The sequence below is a fragment of the Massilia sp. Mn16-1_5 genome, assembly GCF_004798585.1.
GTDB lineage: Bacteria > Pseudomonadota > Gammaproteobacteria > Burkholderiales > Burkholderiaceae_D > Telluria.
In genome coordinates, this window is sequence record NZ_PPXQ01000003.1 from 23,553 (window position 1) to 43,817 (window position 20,265).

Sequence of the window (20,265 nt, forward strand, 5' to 3'; positions counted from 1 at the left end):
GATTATTTGTTTGGTTGTTTGTTCAAGACACGTGCCGGTACGCCGACGGCGGTGACGCGCGGTGGAATGGCAGAAATGATGACGGCGCCAGCGCCGACGGTCGATTGCGCACCAACTTCGACCCAAGGAACCGCCTTGCAGCCGACGCCGAGGAAGGCGCCGTCGCCGATACTGACATTGCCAGCCAGCGCACATTGCGGCGCCACGTGCGCGGCCACGCCGATGATGCAATCGTGGTCGACGGTCGCGCCGGTGTTGACGATGGCGAGGTCGCCGATCGTCGCATCCGCGTTGACAACGGCGCCGGCCATGATGGCGATGCCGCTGCCGAGCGTCGCCGAGGGCGACACGACGGCGTGCGGGCTGATGGCGTTGACCAGTTCGAAGCCGAGTTCGCGCAGATACCCGCCGAGCCGCGCCCGCAGCCGGTTCGAACCCAGCGCGACGAAAGCCCGGGACTGGCCTTCGTCACGTAAGCGCGCCAGGTGGTGGTCGCCATCGAGGACCGGTATGCCGAGGCAGGTCGCGCCGTCGTCACCGGCGCCGACGCAGCACAACACGGTCTCGCCAATGGCCTGCAGCAGTTCGATGCAGACCTTGGCGTGCCCGCTGGCGCCGACAACGATTACTGGCGGCTTCATGCTGGCACCCCGATCCGGGTCCATGGCGCTGCGCCCGGACGGGCGAACAACAGATTGGTCGATTCCGCTGCCTCGAGCTGCGCCAGGGTGATGTCGCTAAGGGTCCCGCTGACCGCGTCGATCGCCCGGTACTCGAGGCCGAGGCGGGTGAAAGCGGCGAGCCAGTCCGAGCCCCTCTGTCCAGTGCGCCGCAGGTGCGCAGGGCCGAATTCGACGATCAACGCGATGTCGGGATTGGCAGTAACGACGGTGAGGGCGCCACGCAGGACCTCCAGTTCGGCACCCTCCGCGTCGATCTTGAGCAGGGCGACAGCTTGTCCGGGGCGAATCACCGATTCGAGCCGGACCGTCGACACGTCGACGCGCGCCTCCGCCGGCGCGTCATCAGCGAGCTGGTAGAGAGAATGGTGACCGCTGCTGGCGCCGAGGAACAAGGTCTGCACGCCTTCGTGGTCCGATACGGCGCTGCCATGAATCTCGGTCAGTGCGTCGAGGCCGTTGATCCAGACAGTCTTTTCGAGGAGCTGGCGGGTAGCTGCGAAGGGTTCGAAGGCGACGATGCGGCCCTGGCCATGCAAGGCGCGACTGGCGGCGAGCGTGTGCATGCCGACGTTGGCGCCGACGTCGACGAAAGTGTCGCCAGGCTGCAGCAGGCGTTCGATCAACAGGCGGGTGCCACGTTCGAGGTCACCCGTGTCGGCCAGGCACGCCAGCAGCGCAAGGTCGCTGTCCGAGCACATCACATAGCCGACTTCGGTCTTGACCATCACTTCGCCGGCCGCGCAGTGCAGCATTGAGCGTCGCGCGCTGGCGTAGCCATATTGTTCAAGACGGTCCAGGCGCGGGGCCAGGGTCGTTGCCACCTGCTCGGCGATATTGGCAAACTGGGTCTGGCCGATACTGACCGCCTTCATGACTTCGGCGGCGTTGCGCTGGAAGCCTTCATTCAACAGCCTGCGCAGAAGGTCGCGGGTTGCCTGCTGCTCCTGCAACAGGCCGGCGAACAGGTGGCGCTGCTCCTGCATTGGCCGTGCCTGGACGGCATGGATTTCCTGACGCAGCATCTCACGCGCGGACTGCACCTCGCGCAGCATATCGGAGGAGGCGCGCTGCACTTCGCGCTGGGTGTCAGCCAGCATGCGCAGCGTGTCCTGATGCAGTGCTTCGGTCAGGTAGCGACGCGTGCGAAACGCGATCGGCCGCAGGAACGGTTTCAGCAGGCGGAATCCGGCTGCGGCCGGACGGCGCAGCCAGCGCTTGACGCGGCCGCGCAGGTCCTGCCGTGTCATGTCATGCGTGGCTGGGGGGACGGAGCCATCCGCTGCGCCCGCATCGACGGCGGCCATGGCGGCGGCCTGGGACGGCTGGCTGGCCGCGGCCAGAGCACGCCTTGACGCCGCCGTCAGCGCAACGTCAATGTTCAGGCCGGTACGATAGGTTCGTTCCATTTCAATGTCCGAAATAAGCGGCGGCCACTTCCGCGGCCGGACCGTCCATGCGAATCTTGCCGTGTTCCAGCCATAGTACCCGGTTGCAGGTTTCCAGGATGAGGTCGCGCGAATGGCTGGCGATCACCAGGATGTTGGTCGCCTGCACCAGCTCGCGCATGCGTTCCTCGGCCTTGTGCTTGAATCCTTCGTCGCCGACGGCCAGCCACTCGTCCATCAGGAGGATCTCGGGACGGACGGTGGTCGACACGGCGAACGCCAGGCGCAGGTGCATGCCGGTCGAATAGGTACGCAGGGGCATGTCGATGAAATCGCCCAGTTCGGAAAACGCGATGATCTCTTCCATGCGCTGGGCCAGTTCGGCCTTGCCCATGCCCAGCAGCGCGCCGCGCAGGTAGATGTTCTCGCGTCCGGTGGCTTCCGGGTCGATGCCCAGCGAAATGTCGATCAGCGAGCCGATCTCGCCATCGATATGGGCGCTGCCGTGCGAAGGCACGTAGACGCCGCTGAGCAGGCGCAGCAGGGTGCTCTTGCCGGCGCCGTTATGCCCCAGCAGGCCGACGCGGTCGCCGTCGCGCAGCGTAAAGCTCAGGCCTTCGAGCGCACGCACCACCACCCGGCCGAGCGGGTCGGAACCGAGCTGGCCGCCGGTAGCGACCGAGATCAGGCGCTTCTTGAGCGAGCGCCCGCTTGCGTTATAGATCGGGAAATCGACCGCAACATCCTTGAATTCGATAGACGCCATAATTCACTTCACAGCCAGTAGGCGATACGGCGCTTGTAGCGGCCGAAGATCAACAGGGCCACGCCCCATCCCAGGACGGCCATCACGGCCGCGACGACCCAGTTCGTCGTGCTCGGCAACTGGCCGAGCAGGGGCGCACGGGCGATTTCCAGCATGTGGAATACCGGGTTCAGGTCGAGCAGGTAGGCGCCGGCACGCGAGGGCAGCAGCGACGGCATCCACATGACCGGGGTCAGGTAGAAGATCACCTGCAGGACGCTGGTCACCATCTGCGGCAGGTCGCGATAGCGCGCGCAGACGATGGCGAGGATCAGCACGATCCAGCCAAGGTTGAGGAGGTCGAGCAGCAGCCCGGGAATGCTCAGCAGCGCGACCCATCCCAGCGGCTTGCCGACGATGAGCAGCACGATGGGGAAAATGACGAGGTTGTGCAGCAGGATCAGGAAATTACGCCAGATCATGCGCATGATGTGGACGAAGAGCGGGATCGGCAATTGCTTGATGATGCCTTCCGCGCTGATGAAGCCGGTTGCCCCTTCGGTGACCACCGATGCGATGAAGGTCCAGAAAATCATCCCGATCGTCAGGAAGGGCAGGAATTCCTGCATGGGCGAATTGAAGATCTGGCCGAACACAATGCCGATCGTGCCGATCATGACGCCCATGCTGAGTGTGATCCAGAACGGGCCGAGCGCGGAGCGGCGGTAGCGCGCACGCACGTCTTGCCAGCCGAGCACGCCGACGAGCGGCATGCGCTTGATGGCGGCGACGATATCCAGCACGGCGCTCGCAGTAGAACGGTTACTCATTATTTAAAATACGACAACAATCAAAGGGGGGCATTGTAACCTGCTGACTTCGCTAGTGCGACAATTTTTCTGTAAGCAATTCTTAGCTGCTAAGCATAAGAAAGGGCGAGTTTCCGCCATGCCTGGCGTGCGCTGTCGCGCCAGCTCAGGATCTCCACCTGGTCCGCCAGCGCCTGCCGTTCGGCTACGCTGAGCGTGCAGAAGCGCCGCACGAGCGCCATCAGGGCGTCGCGGTCGCCCAGCGGAAAATAGGCGCCGCCGGCCCCGGCGACCTCGCGGAACACCGGAATGTCGGTGGCGATCACCGGCACCCGATGTTGCGCCGCTTCGACAATCGGCAAGCCGTAACCTTCCGCGACCGATGCCGCCAGCAGGGCTTGCGCGCGGCTGTAGCACAGGTTGATCTCGGCATCGGTGAAGCGCTCGACGAAGAACAGGCGCCGGTTCAGCTCGGGATGATGCCGGATGCGGCGCATCAGTTCGTCGACCTCCCAGCCTTCCTTGCCCGCCAGGCACAGGCGCGCGTCGCAGCCTTGGGCCCACAACGCATCAAAGGCATCGAGCACTGCATTATGACCTTTGCGCGGCTCGATCGTTCCGACCATCAGGAACAGCGGGCTGGCCGTGTCGGCCGCCATGGCCGCCACTTCAGGACGGATCGCCTGGTCATGGCTTTCCGGGACGATGTCGGCGCCGAGGCGCCAGTATTCCAGTTGCAGGCGGTGCGCGGGGCGCATGCCGTGCTGGTCCAGGTAGAGCGCGACGTCGGCGCGCACCGCGTCTGAGATGCACAGCAACATGTCGCTGTGCTGCACGGCCATGCCGAACCAGCGCCCGAATACCGCCACCAGGCCCGCGCTGCAGAACTGCGGCATGCGCAGCGGGATCAGGTCGTAGATGACGGTGACGATGCGCCCGCCCAGCCGGCGCACGCTCTCGAAGACTGGAACGAATTGCGGATACTGTTCCCATGACGAGTCGATCATGAACAGCAGGTCGCCCGGATGAATGTCGATGACGCCGTCGGGTACCGCGTCGGCTGGATGGCCGAGCAGGCGCGCCGCGATCGCGCCGGCACGGCGCAGGCCGCCTTCGTGCAAGTGCACCAGCTCGATCGGCGGCAGGTCGCTGCCGAGCAGGCACAGCTCGCGCGCGATGTTGCGCACCACGCGCTGGATGCCGCTCAGGGCGTCGGTTCGCACCAGCTGGGTGACATCGATCAGCAGCCGTGGCGCATGCCCGCTCATCAGGTTGGCCTGGACGTGCGCGGCGACGGCCTCCACTTCATCGGGACGCGCCGGCCGCTGGCGCCAGGCGGCGGCGATGCGGGCCGCAATGGCGCGCCGGTGGCGGCCATGGGCGTCGACAAGCAGCGCGGCGAGCTGCGCGGCCTGCTCGCCGGCGGTGCTGGAGGCCACGTCGAGCGAGGCCAGCGGTGGCAGGAGCGGGCCATGGCGGCGCCGCAAGGCAAGCGCCGTGCCGCCGTCGTCAACCGCCAGCGCATGCAGCGCCTCGTGCATGCTGCGTGTCGGCGGCAGCGCCGTACCGGTCGACAGCCAGGCATGCAAGCCCTGGAGGCCGGCGTCGCGCAGCAGCAGGCCGGGGTCGGGCGCATGCGCCGGCACGTCCGTGGCCGCGCCGGCCAGCCACAGCACGCCGGGCGCGCTGCGCATCAGCTGCACCAAGGCCGGAGACAGCGCGTCGGTCCCGGCGACATACAGCACGGCGTCGAAACTGTTGAGGCGCGCGCCGAGGGCGGCGCGGGCACGTTCGGCAGCGCCGGGCAGGCCCGTGGCGACGAGGTCGCCTGCGTCGAAGAAGACCAGAACGTGATGCTGCTCCAGCCCGGCGAGTACGGTCCGGGTTGCATCACTGCCGGCGGCGTCGACCACCGCGATGTTCAGGCCCGCGGCGGGCGGCCGGGCCGCCTGCGCGCGTTCGATCGCGTCCCAGGCGCGTTGTGCGCTATGTGCCCAGCTGAAGGCAGGCGCACGCTGGAGACTGTGGCGTGCCAGTTCGGCGCGCCAGGCGTGGTCGGCCAGGACTCTGCCTAGGCTGGCGGCGATGCTGCCCGGGCTCGACGCGTCGAACAGGGCGTCTTCCCGCTCCAGCACTTCTGGAATCGACGAATTATCGGCTGCGATCACGGGCGCGCCGCAACGCATCGCTTCCAGCACCGGCAGGCCGAAGCCTTCGTACAGGGATGGAAAGACGAAGACGGTACACGCGTTGTACAGCGCAACGAGGTCGCTGTCGTCGACGCGGCCGGTGATGACCACCTCGTCGTCGCCCAGTCCTGCCTCGCGCATCCGATCGCGGAACTGGCCGATGTCGCCGACCTGGTTCACTACCAGCTGGTGGCTGCGGCGCAGCATCGGATCGAGCTGCGCATAGGCCTGCAGCATGCCACCCAGGTTCTTGCGGTAGTCGCCGTTGCCGGTGTACAGGACGAAGGGGCGGGTGACGCCGAGCCGCTGTACGGCGGCGGCGACAGCTTCGCGGTCCGTCTGCACACGGAAGTGCGGATCGGCCGCGCCGCCGATATTGACCACCCGTTCGGGCGCAACGCCAAGCAGCCGAATGGCATCGGCGCGCGTGGCTTCCGAAATGGCCAGGAACAGGTCGACATGCCGCAGGCCGTCGAGGCGGCGGCGGTACCAGTCGGCGTAGGCTGGCGAGGGCGTCAGGTGCTGGTCCTGGAACAACAGGGGAATGAAGTCGTACAGGATCGCCACGCGCAGGCCGCCGGGCAGGGAGGGATCCGGCTGTGCCGCCATGCCGCGCTCGCACCATCCCTCGAAAGGACTGGCGCACAGCGTCGCGTCGGCGCGTGCGGCCTGGTAGGCGGCCTGAATGATCGCCGACGCCACGCTCTCTTCTTCCGGGCCGTCGAGGCCCGCGGCGCTGAGCGGCGGATGGGTGTACGACGACAGGGCGCCCGGCCTCACCAGGGCGCCAAAGGCATGACGCAGTTCCGCTGCGCTGTCGGGATACAGGCCGTTGGCAAACAGGCGCAGCTCATGCTGGCCGCGTTCGGCGGCCATTGCTTTTGCCAGCGACAGGCAGTACCGGCCAATGCCGCGCAGGCGGGATTCGGTCTGGCAGGGAAAGAGGTCGAATATCAGGCGCAAGCGAAAATCCTTAGTCGGGCGAGGGCGGCTGGCCACGGCCGAGTTCGTCGAGCAGCAGCGTCTTGAACTGCGGCCCGATGATGTTGTTGGGGTCGATTGGCGGGGGCAGCGTCTGGGCGATTGCGTTCGACAAGGGCGTGCCCGGCCGCAGCAGGTCTTTCACCCGCCGCGTCAGGACGGGATGGCGGCTTGCCAGTACGGCGACGCGATGGCGCAGGCCGGGACTGGCCTCGACCCTGGCCGCCGCGCGCGCCAGCAGCTTGCGCACCAGCGCCGCCAGCCGCACGCGTGCAACGCTGCGCAACTGGCGCAAGGCCGGGCCCGGCTCCCGGCGCAAGCGTCCGCTCCAGCGCAGCAATTTCGTGCTTTGCCAGGAGGTGCTCGCGTAGATGGCGTCGATCTGTTGTTGCAGCATCGTAGCGCGCGCATTGGCCGCCATGCCGTTCGCCTGCGCCGTCAACAAGGCGCTGCGTGCCTGCTCGGCTTCGCGTTGCGCCAGTGCCAGCGCGCGACGGCTCGCCTGCAGCTGCTCGCGCCAGGCCAGGCTCGCATATTCGGCGATGCGCGCATGGAGTGCGGGCTGGTCGCTGCGCACGAAGTGGTGGAAGCCGGCGTCACTGACGGCGAACAGGTAGCCATTACGCGTCAGGGTGTCGCGCCAGGCCGGCGCATGAACGCTCGGGAAGGCGAGCGGCCCGGTTTCGACAAGCACCACCAGAGGGCGGCAGGCGCGCCCCTGCCAGCTTTCGAGGGCGCGCATGGCGGCATCGCCGCGCACCACCATCCAGTGAGCCCGCGCGTCGCCTGCCGCAGCCAGTAAGTCGTCGATCCCGGCGCCGCCGTCGGCGAGCGTCAGCTGTCGCCCGCGCCAGCCCGCCTGGTCGAATTCGCGCGTCACACCGGACGCCAGCGCGCCGGCTGGTCCGACTTCCAGGTACTGGCCGGCGGGCTGCGTGCGCAGTACCGCCAGGAGGGCGCTTGCCTCGAGCCCGGCGTTCATGGCGCGCGCAGGACGAAAAGAGCGACAGGAGCGGCGGATCGGATGACGGGCGGCATGAAATCGTTTGTGGTTGATTGACAGGGCAATATTATAGAGCAGCCATGTGCTGCCCCTGAGCCGGGCTGGCTGCTTCACATGCCCCTGCGATCCGTCTTTCGAGATCCGGGGCGTCCGCTGTCGCGGCCGCGTCGACCTGCAGCCAGGCCACCCCGCGTGCGCGCCATTTCGGCGGCATCACGGCGCCGGCGCCATGGCCGAGCGCCAGCAGCAGGTCGCCGGCGCCGGCTTCGGCGACGGCATCTTCCATCAGCAGGTCCGCGCGGCCGATCAGGTCGAGCGTGAAGCGGCGTGCATAGCGGTGCCGCTTGCCGTCGTGGCGGACCGGCTCTATGCGCCATCCGGCCGGTGGCTGCGCGATCAGGGCCCGGATCAGCGTGCCTTCAGCGGATGTGGCGCTTGCGTCGACACTGCCGACATCGACCAGCAGCTGGCGCAGGCCGGTGCGCGGACGGTTGGCGGCAATCGCCGCAGCCGTTTGCAGCAGGTCGGATTCCGCAGCGTCACTGCCCAAGGCGGCAATCGACGCCAGCAGGGCCTGTTCCGCCGCACCGCGGCTGTCATGCGCAAAGTGCTCGATGGCGTCGTGGTACAGCGCCGCTACATGATCGTGGCCGTGCTTCGCGTTCATATGCGCCGCCGCGGCACTGCCGATGCGCCGGCGCAGCGCGGCATCGCCGTGGAGCTGCTCGAGCGCCTGGCGCAGCGCCTCCTGGCTGAAGGCGTCCTCCAGGCGCAGGCAGGCTTCCTGGGGCACTTCCGCGGACGAGCCATGTGCGTTGACGATGGTGGGCAGGCCGAAGGAAAGGCAGTCGAGGAAGGCACCTGAACTTTCGCCACGTGATCCTGCACGCAATTGCACGGCGGCATCCGCCGCGGCCAGGTGCCGGCGATACAGGGCCGGGCTGGCATAGCCCGTGATGCGGATGCGCGGGTGCGCGGCAATGCGGTCGCGCAGGGCGATGCCGAAACGGCCGGGAGCGACCTCTCCGACGAAGACCAGCAGGCAGCGCGGATCGCGCGCCAGGTTGCTGTCGATCCATGCTTCGACCAGCCGGTCGTTGCACTTGGGCGCCGACAGGATGCCGAACGAGCAGACGACGAAATCGTCGTCGGCGAAGCCGAGCTCGGCGCGGGCGGCCTGGCGGTCGTCACCGGCGCCGGGGCGCAGGCAGACCAGCGGCATCACGCGCCAGTGCTCGGCGAAGCCGGGGCCGTACCAGCGGTTTGCGAGCGTCAGCGCATGCGAGGAATGCACGATGACGCCGGTAGCGCGGTCGAGCACGGTCTTGTTGCACGGGTAGCTCATGACCGACGCGGCGCGGCCAGTCTCTTTTTCCTCGGCCAGCGCGCCGTAGCCGTGCGCCAGGTAAAGTGAGCGGCAATACTGGTTGGGCAGGGGATGCTCGGCTTCGTCATGGCTGATGACGCCGCTCAGGAAGAAGTCGTGCAGCACGACGACGCCCGGATGGCGCTCCAGCAGCCCGAACATGTGCGTATGGAAGGCGGAATTGCCGAACTGGTAGAGGATGCGGTCGAAGGTATGGGCATGGGCGTCGAACCATTCCACGGAACGCTGTTCGAAGCCGGGATCCAGGCGCGGATCGTCGATGCTGGCCTGGGCCAGGATCAGCACGATGTCGTAATGGCGCGCCAGCTCGGGCAGCAGGTCGCTGCTGTAGACGGCGATCCCGGAGCGCTGCGGCGGCAGCGGCGAGACATAGGCGAGGCGTGGCTTGCGCACGGTCGCAGGGACAGCGGCCGCCACCCGCGCCGATCCGGCCCGGCGCTCGTGCAAGTTTTCGAACGCCGCGATGGCGCGCTGCGCGCTGGCGTCCCAGGAGAACCGGGCTGCCTGGGCCAGGCCGTGGGAGCGCAGGTCGGCCTGCAAGGCCGGATCGAGCAATACGCGGGCAATCGCGCCATTGATCGCCTCAATGCTGGCCGGGTCGAACATGGCGTCGACGCGGCCGATCACTTCCGGAATGCTGCTGGTATTCGATCCGATCACCGGCGCGCCGCAGGCCATCGCTTCCAGGGCCGGCAGGCCGAAACCTTCATGCAGGGATGGGAACACGAACAGCGCCGTGGTGTTGTACAGGGAGATCAGATCGTCGTCCGAGACGAAGCCGGTCAGGACCAGGTCGTCCTCGGCCAGCTTCAGCCTGGCGGCCAGGCGCTGCAGGCGTAGCCGGTCCGATTCCTGGATGCTGCAGACGACGGCGAGCTGGTACTGGGCGCGCAGTGCGCCGGGCAGGCGCGCGTAGGCCTCGATCAGCCCCTCGATGTTCTTGCGGTAGTCGATGCCGCCGGTGTACATGATGAAGGGGCGGCGCAGGCCGTGGCGCCCCAGCAGGTCGGCGCGCGCCCCGGGCGCGAGGCTGCGCGGGCGGAAGCTCGCGTCGACTGCCGACGAGATGTTCACGATCCGCTCGGGCGGCAGGTCGAGCAAATCGATGCCTTCCTGGCGCGCCGAGCCGGAAATGGCCAGCAGCAGCCCGGCTTTCTTCATGCCGTCGAGCTTGCGGTAATACCAGGCTGCGACGTTCGGATCGCTCAGGTAGCGCTCCTTGCGCATCAGCGGAATCAGGTCGTAGAGCGTGACGGCGGTGTCGAAGCGGCCTGCGTCGGCCGGCACGGAAGTGACCGAATTGTCGCTCAGGCCCTCGAACAGGCTGGCGACGTGCACCACATCGGGGCGTAAGCTGGCGAGGTGATGTTCCCGGACTCGTTCGGCGGCGCGTACGCGCCAGGCATTGCGCGGATCGACTTCGCTAGCAGGCACGGGCGTGGCAAAGGTCGTGATATGCGACGGCGGAACCAGGTCCTGGAAGGCTCTCCTGAGGGCATCGACACTGTCGGGGTACTCCTCGTTGAGGACGATATGCAGCTCATGCCGGCCGCGTTGGCGCGCCATGGCCTGTGCCAGCGCGATCGAATAGCGGCCAATGCCACGGTGCATGCTGGAAGCCTGGCAGGCTTGCAGGTCGAGGAGAATACGCATGGAATCGAAAGTCGGGTTACGGAGTGCGGGTACGGCCCAGGCTGCGACGCAGGTCCTGGAGGACCTGGCGCGCGCTTTCGCTCAATTCGGCTTCATCGGCCAGCAAAACAGGCAGGCTCTGCCAGTCTGCCCGCCGCGAGTTGGCAACGGCCGCGCGTACCCTTCCCGCAAGGGCGGGGAAACGGTAGATCTGGCGGCGCAGGAATTCGTCCAGCCGCGGGCGCGCCACGACAAACGCAACCACACGCAGGGCCGCCGACTTGATCGCCTGGCGCAACAACCGCTTCGCGCGCGCCATCGTCAGGCCGCCGGCGTATCCGCGCAATGCGGACACGACACCCCGTACACATACTGCGGCGACAGCTGCTCGCGCGGCGTCACCACGGCGCGGCAGGCGAAGCACTGGGTGGTGACGGTCGGCTCGAGCTTCGGATTGAGCGCGGTGCGGTAATCGAAGACGAAGCAGTCGCCCGTGTAGTGCGCGCCGCCGACTTCCTCGAAATACTTGAGGATGCCGCCTTCCAGCTGGTAGACATTGTCGTAGCCGATGTTCTGCATGTGGATCGCCGCCTTTTCGCAGCGGATGCCGCCGGTGCAGAAGGTGACCACGGTCTTGCCGGCGAAATCGTCCTTGTGCGCCGCGATCACCTCCGGGAACTCGGTGAACTTGGCGATGCGGTAGTCGACCGTGTTCTCGAAGGTGCCGACGTCGACCTCGAAGTCGTTGCGGGTGTCGACCATCACGACCGGCTTGCCCTTGTCGTCGTGGCCCTGGTCGAGCCAGCGCTTGAGCGTGGCCGCTTCGACCGACGGCGCGCGGCCCAGTTCCGGCTTAATCAGCGGCATACGCATGGTGATGATCTCCTTCTTGATCTTCACCAGCATGCGCTTGTGCGACTGCTCGTCCGAATAGCTGTATTTCACTTCGATGTCGGCGAAACGCGGGTCGCGGCGCAGCCAGGCGAGATACGCCTCGATGTCGGCCGGCAGGCCGGACAGGAACATGTTGATGCCTTCCGGCGTCAGCAGGATGGTGCCGCGCAGCTTCAGTTCCGCGCAAATCGCCTGGAACTCCGGACGTTTTTCTTCGGTGTCGTCGAAGCTGACGAATTTGTAGGCGGCGATGTTGACGTAGTGGCCCGTGGCCGGTGCTGCCGTCGCCGCAGACGTTTGGTTGGTGGTGGTTTGCATGATTGCCAAGTAGCTCAATTCTGGTCAACCGCTATTATAAGCCGTCGGGCTCCGGCGGAAATTGCTGTGCCGGCCTCGGACGGCCTCAGGCTGCGGATCGGGCTGCCAACTGTTGTGCAATCGCCTCCGAAAGGCACAGCAGGCGGTCGGCCGCGGCCGCCGCGGGCGGCAATGCAGCATCGTCCGCGCCGCGCATTAACAGGTTGATACTGACGCCGCGGGCGCGCCAGGCGGCCAGCAGCCCGGCGTCGAAGGCCGCAGCCACGGCGGCGGACGCGGCGTCCGGCGCATAGAAGACGTCGCCGGCGTGGACGTCGATCACCGGCTCGTCCTGTTCCGCCCAGCCCAGGCCAAGCAGGCGTCCGGTGGCATTGCGCGCCTGGCGCCATTGCAAGATCGCGGTATCGAGGAACACCGGTTCGATCCGCCATCCGGCGTGCGCTTGCGCCAGCAGCTCCGCCAATTGGCGCGCGGCGAGCGGATCGGGTACGGCGCCGGGCGCGGCCCAGGCGCTGACGTCGACCAGCAGCTGGCGCCGCGCCGACGCTTCCTGTTCGGCCAGCGCCGCGGCAAGGCGCCGCAGCGCGGTCTCGTCCTGCGCCTGGGCCAGCGCCGCGCGCCAGGCCGTGTGCCGCGCCTCACCGGCCGCGTGTGCCGATGCCAGCGTCGACAAATACAATCCGGCGCAGCGGGCAGGGCGGAACCGGGCGTCGAGCAGTGCCACCGCACCCTGGCCCAAAGCCGCGCGCCGTGCCGGATCGGCGCGCAGGGTTTCCAGGGCCGCGCGCAATTCCGACTCCTCGAACGCATCCGGCAGGCGCCAGACCGCGTCCGGCGGGAACTCGGCCATCGACCCATTCGCGTTGACGATCGTCGGCAAGCCGTAGTTCATGCAGTCGAGGACCGCGCCCGAGCTTTCGCCGTGCGCATTCGTACGCAACTGCACACCCACGTCGGCGGCCTGCAGGTACTGGCGATACACCTCGGCGTCGAGCCAGCCGGCGATGCGGATGTTGGCGCTTGGTCCGGCACTGCGGATCAGGGCCTCGACCTCGACGCCGTAAGGGCTGTCGTGGTTGGCGCCGGCCAGTACCAGCGCGCAGCGGCGCTCAAGGTGCAGGCTGGAGCCGATCCAGGCGCGCAGCAGCTCGTGGGTCAGCTTGTTCGGCGCGACGAAGCCGAAGCTGCAGACGAGGAAGGTGTCGGGATCGATGCCGAGCGCGGCGCGTGCGCTGGCGCGGTCGATCTGCGCCGGCGGCGTGCGCGGATGGGGAATCACGTCGATCTTGTCCGTGATGCCGGGGCCGAACCAGTCGGCCGCAAGCTGGCGCGCATGCCGGGAATGGACGATGACCCGGGTCGCGTTTTCCAGCACCGGCAGGCTGGCCGGCCAGTCCTTGTGGGCCTGCGCGCGTCCCTCGGCCGTCTGCGTGGTGCGCACGGCGGCGTAGCCGTGCGAGTGCAAGAGGGCGTCGCCCCAGGCGCGCGGATCGCCGCCGCTCATCTGGGCATGCACCAGCGCGCCGCCGAGGAAGAAGTCGTGCAGCACGACGACACCGGAAAAGCGCGCCAGCAGGGCGAACATGTGGCTGTGGAAGGGGCTGTTGCCGAACTGGTAGAGCACCTGGTCATACTCGCCGCCATGCTCGGCGAACCAGGCGGCCTGGCGCACCGGCAAATGGGCCAGCGCGGGAGGCAGCGACACCTCAGGCTGGGCGACCACGAGCTCGATCTCGAAGTGGGCCCCCAGTTCGGCCAGCAGTTCGACCGAATAGGTGGCGACGCCGGTGCGCTCGGGCGGCATCGGCGCGATGAAGGCCAGGCGCGGACGCGCGCCCGCGGGACGTGGCGGCACGTCCTGCAGGCGGTGCAGCGTACGCAAAATCGTGTTCGCGCGCGGCGACAGCGTGTCGACCTGGCCGGGATCGGCCTGCACGGGCGCGGACGGGGCGCTGCCGGAGGCCATCATCATCTCGTAAGCGCGTGCGTACAGGCCGGGGAAGCGCTTCAGGATGCGCAGCGCCAGCTGGCGCACCCGTGGCCGGCGCAGCACCAGGCGCGCGGCCAGCAGCAGGGGCGCGGCCAGGCCGGCACGGGCGATCGGCGCGCTCGTCGGCATCGTGGCGGGACGGGACGGCGGCAGAACGGCGATCGTGCCGGCGGCTGCATCGGCCGTCAGTAGTTCGAGCAGGGTAGGGGACGCGGTTTCGCGCGCGGGCGGCAGCGTCATCGGGACAGGGAGCAGGGTGCGAATGGCATGGACAGTATTATAAGAGGCGGTCTCCAAAACACGTTGTTGTCTGATTGCAACTGCGTCCGCCGGCGCTGCCGATGAGCCGCCGCCGGGTTAAAATACGGTATGACTTCCCCGACTTTCACCCACCTGCGCGTCCACTCCGAATACTCGATCGTGGACGGCCTGGTACGCATCGACGACCTGGTCGGCGCCGCCGCCAAGGACAAGCAACCGGCGCTCGCCGTCACCGACCTTGCCAACATGTTCTGCATGGTGCGCTTCTACAAGGCGGCGCGCGGGAAGGGGATCAAGCCGATCGTCGGGGTCGACGCCTGGATCACCAACGACGACAACCGCGACAAGCCGTCGCGCCTGCTGATTCTTGCGAAGAACCGCACCGGCTACCTGCAGCTGTGCGAGCTGCTGTCGAAAGCCTGGCTCACCAACCAGTACAAAGGCCGGGCCGAAATCCGCGTCGAATGGCTGGAAGCGCTGGCGACGTCGGTCTCGACGCTGGAGCCGGAGGTCAACCAGGCGAACGCCCTGATCGTGCTCTCGGGCGCCTGCTTCGGCGACGTCGGCCAGGCCATCGACAACGGCGACATCGAACGCGCCGAGCGCAATGCCGAGCGCTGGGCACGCATCTTCCCGGGCCACTTCTACATCGAGATCCAGCGCGCCGGGCAAGCCAACCAGGAGCAGGCCGTGCGCCATTCGGTGGCGCTGGCTTCGCGCCTCGGGCTGCCGGTGGTCGCAACGCACCCGGTGCAGTTCATCAGCAAGGACGAATTCATCGCCCACGAGGCGCGCACCTGTATCGCCGAAGGCGAGATGCTGGCCAACGCCAAGCGCGTGCGCCGCTTCAACGAGGAGATGCGTTTTAAAACGCAGGCCGAGATGGCGGAATTGTTCGCCGACCTGCCGGGCGCGCTCGCCAATTCCGTCGAAATCGCCAAGCGCTGCAACGTCGTGCTCACCCTCGGTAAACCGCAGCTGCCGGACTTCCCGACGCCGCCGGGCATGACCATCGACGAGTTCCTCGTCGCCGAAACCAAGAAGGGCCTGGAAGAGCGCCTGGTGCAGCTGTTCCCGGATCCCGCCAAGCGCGAGGCCGAGCGCCCGCGCTACGAGGCGCGCCTCGAGTTCGAGAACCAGACCATCATCAAGATGAAGTTCCCGGGCTACTTCCTGATCGTTGCGGAGTTCATCCAGTGGGGCAAGAACAACGGCGTGCCGATCGGCCCGGGCCGCGGCTCGGGCGCGGGCTCGCTGGTGGCGTATGCGCTGAAGATCACGGACCTCGATCCGCTGAAATACAACCTGCTGTTCGAGCGCTTCCTGAACCCGGAACGCGTCTCGATGCCCGACTTCGACATCGACTTCTGCCAGGAAAAGCGCGAACTCGTCATCCAGCACGTGAAGGACCTGTATGGCCGCGAGGCGGTCTCGCAGATCGCCACCTTCGGTACCATGGCCGCCAAGGGCGCGATCCGCGACGTCGGCCGCGTGCTCGACTACGGCTACAACTTCTGCGACGGTATTTCGAAACTGATCCCGTTCAAGCCCGGTAAGCCGGTCTCGATCGCCGAAGCGATCGAAGAGGAACCGCTGCTCAAGGAGCGCCTCGAGAACGAAGAAGAGGTGAAGCAGGTGCTGGACCTCGCGCAGCAGGTCGAGGGCATCACCCGTAACATCGGCATGCACGCCGGCGGCGTGCTGATCGCGCCGGGCAAACTGACCGACTTCTGTCCGCTCTACACCCAGGGCGGCGACGCCGGCGTGGTCTCGCAGTACGACAAGGACGACGTCGAGGCCGTCGGCCTGGTGAAGTTCGACTTCCTGGGCCTGACTACGCTGACCATCCTCGACCGCGCCGTGAACTACATCCGCGCGCTCGACCCGCTTGATGCCGAATTCAACCTCGAGACGCTGCCGCTGAACGACCGGCCGTCCTACAAGCTGCTGTCGGATGCGAAGACGGTCGCGATCTTCCAGCTGGAGTCGCGCGGCATGCAGGGCATGCTGAAGGATGCGCGTCCCGACCGCTTCGAGGACATCATTGCGCTCGTCGCCTTGTATCGTCCGGGCCCGATGGACCTGATTCCCGACTTCTGCAAGCGTAAACACGGCGAGAAGTTCGACTACCCCGACCCGCGTACCGAGTCGATCCTGTCCGAGACCTACGGCATCATGGTCTACCAGGAGCAGGTCATGCAGATGGCGCAGATCGTCGGCGGCTACTCGCTGGGCGGCGCCGACATGCTGCGCCGCGCGATGGGCAAGAAGAAGGCCGAGGAAATGGCCGAGCACCGCGAGATCTTCCGCGCCGGCGCCGCCAAGGACGGCCTGTCGACGGAAAAGGCGGACGAAATCTTCGACTTGATGGAGAAGTTCGCAGGCTACGGTTTCAATAAATCGCACGCCGCCGCCTACGCGCTGCTGTCGTATCACACCGCCTATCTGAAAGTGCACCATACGGCCGCCTTCATGGCAGCCAACATGTCGCTGGCGATGGAAGACACGGACAAGATCAAGATCCTGGTCGAGGACGCGATCGACGTCTGTAAACTCACGCTGCTGCCGCCCGACGTCAACGAATCGCATTACCGCTTTACGCCGGAAGGCGAGCCGAAGTCCGTCACCGGCAAGCAGGTGTCGAACATCCGCTACGGCCTGGGCGGCGTGAAGGGCGCGGGGCAGGGCGCGATCGAGGCGATCATCGCCGCGCGCAAGGAAGGGGGCAAGTTCAAGGACCTGTTCGACTTCTGCAAGCGCGTCGACCGCAAGCAGATCAACCGCCGCACCATCGAATCCTTGATCCGCGCCGGCGCCATGGACTGCTTCGGCGTCGACCGTGCGATCCTGCTCGCTTCGGTCAGCTTCGCGATGGAAGTGGCGGGCCAGGAAGCGGCCGCCGCCAACCAGGTCAGCCTGTTCGGCGGCGACGACTCGGATCTCGTGGCCCCGCCGGAATACGTGAAAGCGACGCCCTGGACCGACCGGCAGAAGCTGGCCGAAGAGAAGATCGCGCTCGGCTACTACCTCTCGGGCCACATGTTCGATTCCTACGCCCAGGAAGTGCGCCGCTTCGCCAAGACCAAGCTGAAGGACCTGGAGCCCTCGCGCGACCCGCGCATGCTGTGCGGCGTGATCACCGGCGTGCGCACCCAGATGACCCAGCGCGGCAAGATCCTGATCGTCGCGCTCGACGACAAGACCGGCGTGGTCGAGGTCACCGTCTACAACGAAGTGTTCGAGGCCAATAAGAACATCTTCAAGGAAGACGAATTCCTGATGGTGGTGGGTAAAGTGTCGGAAGACCGCTTCAACGGCGGCCTGCGCATCACGGCCGAAAAGGTGTTCGACATTGCCGCCTCGCGTATCCACTACGGCCACAAGCTGGAGATGGACCTGGCCTGCACGGCCAGCCCGGCCAAGCTGGCCGAAGTGCTGGCGCCGTATAAGAACCCGGACGGCCTGCCGGTCAGCCTGCGCATCAAGCCGCAGAACGTGGACTGCATCGTGCAGCTGGGCGACGAATGGCGCGTGGCGCCGTCGGATGCGCTCAAGCAGGCGCTGGAGCTGACGCTGGGAGCGAAGGACGTGGCGGTCGAGTATTGACGTGCAAGCCCTGCGCGCAGGCGCTTCGTCTATAATCCGGCCTTCTCCACACGCCGCGCCCGGCGCCGCCCAATGACGATGGAAACAACAAGACCGGCAGCGCCCGCGCGCGCGAACGACCGCGCCAGCACCTGGGCAAGCTGGCTCATGCTGCTGCTGTCGGCCTCCGCGCTGACGACCAACTTCGGCGTGCACCTGACCCTGCTGCTGGTGCTGCTGTCGCTGGGCCTGCTGGTGCGGCGCGGCTTCACAGACTTCCACCGCACCCACGCGCGCGTACTCCGTTATATCTTCCTCGGCTTCGGCGGCTTCGTGCTGGTCACGCTGCTGCGCATGCTCTGGTTCGGCCATCCGATCAACGTCATGGACGGGCCCTCGCGGCTGCTGTTCGCGCTGGCCTGCATCGGCTTCGTCGGTATCCTGCGCCCGAATATCCGCCTGTTCTGGGTCGGCATGTGCATCGGCACGATCGTCGCGGCCGTCCAGGGCGGCTGGCAGTTCGTGGTGCTGGGCGAAGAGCGGGTGACGGGCATCACCCACCATGCGATCACCTACGGCGACCTGGCGGTGGCGATGGGCGTCATGTCCTTCTGCGCGCTGTCGGATTTCCGCGGCACGCGCCTGGCCTGGCTGCCGCCGCTGGCCCTGCTGTGCGGCATGCTGGCGGCGATCTTCTCCGGCTCGCGCGGCGCCTGGCTCGGTTTCCTGCTGGTGCTGTGGCCGATGCTCAAATACGGCAGCCGCATGCACGGCAAGACGATGCGCTGGGTGGTCGGCCTGGTGCTGCTGGCCTGCGCGGTCGGCTACCTGGTGCCGCAGACCGGCATCGCGGGCCGGGCCGCCGATGCCGTGTCGGACGTCGAGCGCTATTACAGCGTGCACGATGCCAGCACCAACGTCGGCACCCGCCTCGAGTTGTGGAAGGCGGCCGGCATGATGATCGCCGAGCACCCGTTTGCCGGCGTCGGGCGCGAGAACTTCCGTCCCACCCTGCTGGCCTTCGAGAAGGAAGGGCGGCTGCAACACAGCATCGCGCTCACCTACAGCAGCGCGCATAACGACGTGCTGCACACGCTCGCCACCGGCGGCCTGCTCGATCTGGTTTTCCTGCTGCTGATGTACGGCGCGCCTTTCGTTTTCTTTTCGCGTATGCTGCACCACGGCCCGCAGGCCGCGGCCGCCCCCGCGCTGGCCGGCATGCTGCTCGTGATCCTCTTCGTCGCCTTCGGCCTGACCGACGTGATGTTCTGGCTGATGAGGACCCAGGCGTTCTACGCGACCATGGTGTGCGTGCTGGCAGGGTTCTGCCTGGCAGCGCAGTCCGCCTCCAACGCTTCCCAGGTTCCCCATGCGCTTCGCACCTGAACGTATCCTGATCTGCCGCACCGACAACATCGGTGACGTCGTCCTGACCCTGCCGCTGGCCGGCTACCTGAAGTCGCGCTTCCCGCAGGCGCAGGTCGACCTGCTGTGCCGCGCCTACGTCGCGCCGGCGATGCGCCATTGCCGCTTCCTGGATCGCGTGATCGCGGTGGAAGAAGCGGGGGAGCTCGAAGCCTTCTTCAAGGAAGGCGGCTACGACACCGTGATCTTCGCCTATCCGGACCGGCGCCTGGCCAAGGCCGCGCGCCGCGCCCGGGTGCCGAACCGGGTCGGCACCAGCCACCGTGTCTACCACTGGTTCACCTGCAACCGGCTGGCCCACTTCAGCCGCGTGAAGTCGGACCTGCACGAAGCGCAGCTGAACTTCGCCCTGCTGCGCCCGCTCGGCATCGACCATCTGCCGCCCCTTGGCGAGATCCCGGCCCTGTACGGCCTGGCCGCGCCGCGCGACCCCGCCGTCGACGCCCTGCTGGAACACGGCAAACGCCACGTCATCCTGCACCCGAAATCGAACGGCAACGGGCGCGAATGGCCGCTCGACCATTACACGGCGCTGGCGCGCGAGCTCGCGGCGACGCCGGACATTCGCCTGTTCGTCACCGGCAGCCAAGCCGAGGGACGCCTGCTCGCACAACAGGCGCCGGACTTGCTGGCGCTGCCAAACGTCAGTAACCTGTGCGGTGCGCTCAGTCTGGACGGCCTGGTCGCCCTGATCGGCGCCTGCGACGGCCTGGTAGCGAGCGGCACCGGGCCGCTGCACCTGTCCGCCGCCCTGGGCCGGCCGACCCTGGGGCTGTTCCCGCCGATCAAACCGATCGATCCGGCGCGCTGGGGCGCGCTCGGCGCGCAAGCCACGGTATTGGTCGCGCCGCAACCCTGCGCCGCCTGCGCCGACCCCGCCGCCTGCGCCTGCATGCGCGCGATCACCCCGCAGGCAGTGGCCGCGCAGGTGCGCGCCTGGGGTGCGCCAAGCCAGGGCGCCGCCCGCAACTGAAGGAC

Annotated in this window: 13 protein-coding genes; 3 read left to right on the forward strand and 10 right to left on the reverse strand. The window is 67.3% G+C overall.

The genetic code is table 11. The features are described 5' to 3' along the window. Positions 1-2 precede the first annotated feature (2 nt). From C2862_RS04000 to C2862_RS04045, 10 genes are all read right to left on the reverse strand, one after another. Positions 3-641 carry an acetyltransferase gene (locus C2862_RS04000; protein ID WP_136218824.1) on the reverse strand — a complete coding sequence of 213 codons (639 nt, stop codon included), beginning with the start codon at positions 639-641 and terminating at the stop codon, positions 3-5. After that, complete coding sequence (locus C2862_RS04005; RefSeq protein WP_136218825.1) at positions 638-2,089, reverse strand: FkbM family methyltransferase; 1,452 nt, start codon at positions 2,087-2,089, stop codon at positions 638-640. The genes C2862_RS04000 and C2862_RS04005 overlap by 4 nt, the downstream gene beginning before the upstream one ends. Position 2,090: 1 nt before the next feature. Beyond that, a complete protein-coding gene (locus C2862_RS04010; protein ID WP_136218826.1) occupies positions 2,091-2,834 on the reverse strand; it encodes an ABC transporter ATP-binding protein in 744 nt (247 codons plus the stop codon). A gap of 8 nt (positions 2,835-2,842) precedes the next feature. Further along, positions 2,843-3,643 carry an ABC transporter permease gene (locus tag C2862_RS04015; protein ID WP_136218827.1) on the reverse strand — a complete coding sequence of 267 codons (801 nt, stop codon included), beginning with the start codon at positions 3,641-3,643 and terminating at the stop codon, positions 2,843-2,845. A gap of 89 nt (positions 3,644-3,732) precedes the next feature. Continuing rightward, positions 3,733-6,774: a glycosyltransferase family 1 protein gene (locus C2862_RS04020; RefSeq protein ID WP_136218828.1), complete on the reverse strand. Its 3,042-nt coding sequence runs from the start codon at positions 6,772-6,774 to the stop codon at positions 3,733-3,735. A gap of 10 nt (positions 6,775-6,784) precedes the next feature. After that, positions 6,785-7,774 (reverse strand): hypothetical protein, encoded by a 990-nt coding sequence (locus C2862_RS04025; protein WP_136218829.1) that lies wholly within the window; start codon positions 7,772-7,774, stop codon positions 6,785-6,787. An 88-nt stretch (positions 7,775-7,862) separates the two neighbouring features. Further along, positions 7,863-10,835 (reverse strand): glycosyltransferase, encoded by a 2,973-nt coding sequence (locus C2862_RS04030; RefSeq protein ID WP_136218830.1) that lies wholly within the window; start codon positions 10,833-10,835, stop codon positions 7,863-7,865. Positions 10,836-10,851: 16 nt separating this feature from the next. Continuing rightward, on the reverse strand, positions 10,852-11,169 hold the full coding sequence (locus C2862_RS04035) for a hypothetical protein (protein WP_136218831.1): 318 nt from the start codon (positions 11,167-11,169) through the stop codon (positions 10,852-10,854). Then, positions 11,136-12,026, reverse strand: coding sequence for a sulfurtransferase (locus tag C2862_RS04040; protein WP_136218832.1), 891 nt, complete (start codon positions 12,024-12,026; stop codon positions 11,136-11,138). Before C2862_RS04040 ends, C2862_RS04035 begins: the two co-directional genes overlap by 34 nt. An 85-nt stretch (positions 12,027-12,111) precedes the next feature. Continuing rightward, positions 12,112-14,256: a glycosyltransferase family 4 protein gene (locus C2862_RS04045; RefSeq protein WP_136218833.1), complete on the reverse strand. Its 2,145-nt coding sequence runs from the start codon at positions 14,254-14,256 to the stop codon at positions 12,112-12,114. 129 nt (positions 14,257-14,385) lie between these two features. Here C2862_RS04045 and dnaE point away from each other — a divergent pair, with 129 nt between their 5' ends. The 3 genes from dnaE (at position 14,386) to C2862_RS25660 (ending at position 20,260) form a co-directional block, all read left to right on the forward strand. Continuing rightward, complete coding sequence (dnaE, locus tag C2862_RS04050) at positions 14,386-17,883, forward strand: DNA polymerase III subunit alpha (protein ID WP_136218834.1); 3,498 nt, start codon at positions 14,386-14,388, stop codon at positions 17,881-17,883. A gap of 78 nt (positions 17,884-17,961) precedes the next feature. Continuing rightward, positions 17,962-19,248, forward strand: a complete 1,287-nt coding sequence (locus C2862_RS25655) for an O-antigen ligase (protein ID WP_229467281.1) — start codon at positions 17,962-17,964, stop codon at positions 19,246-19,248. Beyond that, complete coding sequence (locus C2862_RS25660; protein ID WP_229467282.1) at positions 19,232-20,260, forward strand: glycosyltransferase family 9 protein; 1,029 nt, start codon at positions 19,232-19,234, stop codon at positions 20,258-20,260. The genes C2862_RS25655 and C2862_RS25660 overlap by 17 nt, the downstream gene beginning before the upstream one ends. Positions 20,261-20,265: the final 5 nt, after the last annotated feature.